This window comes from Bartonella refiksaydamii (genome assembly GCF_902652675.1).
GTDB classification, from domain to species: domain Bacteria; phylum Pseudomonadota; class Alphaproteobacteria; order Rhizobiales; family Rhizobiaceae; genus Bartonella; species Bartonella refiksaydamii.
The window spans coordinates 1-1,064 of record NZ_LR736382.1 but is presented as its reverse complement, the minus strand read 5'-3'; the positions used below and the strand labels follow the sequence as shown (position 1 = coordinate 1,064).

2 protein-coding genes and 1 pseudogene are annotated in these 1,064 nt (G+C 33.7%); all 3 read left to right on the top strand.

Annotated elements, in window-relative coordinates; translation table 11 throughout:
- Positions 1 to 284, top strand: a pseudogene (locus GQO39_RS08950) (hypothetical protein); the annotation flags it as partial.
- 67 nt (positions 285 to 351) lie between these two features.
- The gene (locus GQO39_RS08645; protein WP_006925657.1) at positions 352 to 552 is read left to right on the top strand and encodes a type II toxin-antitoxin system HicA family toxin; all 201 of its coding nucleotides are present in this window, start codon (positions 352 to 354) and stop codon (positions 550 to 552) included.
- Entirely contained in the window at positions 549 to 944 is a 396-nt protein-coding gene (locus GQO39_RS08640) for a type II toxin-antitoxin system HicB family antitoxin (RefSeq protein WP_156851789.1), read from the top strand. The genes GQO39_RS08645 and GQO39_RS08640 overlap by 4 nt, the downstream gene beginning before the upstream one ends.
- Positions 945 to 1,064 lie beyond the last annotated feature (120 nt).

The following is a 1,064-nucleotide window of genomic DNA, read 5'->3' as shown; positions in this document are numbered from 1 at the left end:
TTGAAGTGAGAAACAATTACCTATGTGCAAAAGCCTTCCCTAGTGCTGTTTATGATGATTTTACTCCTTCATCAAATGAAGAAGCACAAAAGAAATGGATTGAAAGAGCAACTCATTGTTATGAAGAGATGAAAGAGGCTATCAAAGAAGCACAATGTTTTTCCCATCAATATAACCTTCATGCCGTATTACAATATCTTGTTATAGAAGATCAATTATTACCACATCTTGTCGATTCGCTATATGTTGTTCTCAATGCGCTTCATAAACATTTTAGCCGTTAAAAAAGAATTGACATCAGATAAGAAATCATTAAAATGTGTATATATTTACACATTATGAGTTTAGGTAATGGAACAAGATAGCCGAAAGATCATTGCAAAATTAAAGCGTGATGGCTTTGAACTTGTTAAAGTAAAAGGTTCTCATCATAAATTTAAAAAAGATGGCAAGGTTGTTATTGTTCCACATCCTAAAAAAAATCTTCCTATTGGTACAGCACGTTCTATCGCACAGCAAGCAGGCTGGTTAAAAAAAGGAGAAGAAGAATGAAAAGATTTTTTGCTCTTGTTCATAAAGATGAAGATTCTGCTTTTGGTGTTCAGTTTCCTGATTTTGAGGGGCTTTTTTCTGCTGCTGATGAGGAAGAAAATTTAATCGCAAATGCAACAGAAGCACTTCAACTTTATTGTGAAGATACCGATACAGCGCCTATTCCTTCAAAATTTGAAGAAGTTATACAACAGGAATCTGTCAAAACAGCTTTGGCAGAAGGGGCTTTTTTAATACAAGTCCCCTTTATTGAAAATGATGCTGAAGTGGTACGTACAAATATATCTATTGAACGAGGGCTTTTGCGTGCAATTGATGATTGTGCACAAGAAAGAGGTTTAACAAGATCTGCTTTTTTGGCAACAGCAGCGCGTCACGAGCTTAACATTTAGATTTTCTTCTTTTTTGGATATGTCAATACATGCCATTTTATTTCTAAAAACACCAGATTTAGGTAAAAAAAAATAAAAAAACACAAAATCATGATTTTTTCTGTTGACATGATGTGAAAA

Excerpts from the sequence above, each read along its gene's own strand:
- GQO39_RS08645 (WP_006925657.1), top strand. The coding sequence starts at position 352 with ATGGAACAAGATAGCCGAAAGATCATTGCAAAATTAAAGCGTGATGGC.
- GQO39_RS08640 (WP_156851789.1), top strand. The coding sequence starts at position 549 with ATGAAAAGATTTTTTGCTCTTGTTCATAAAGATGAAGATTCTGCTTTT.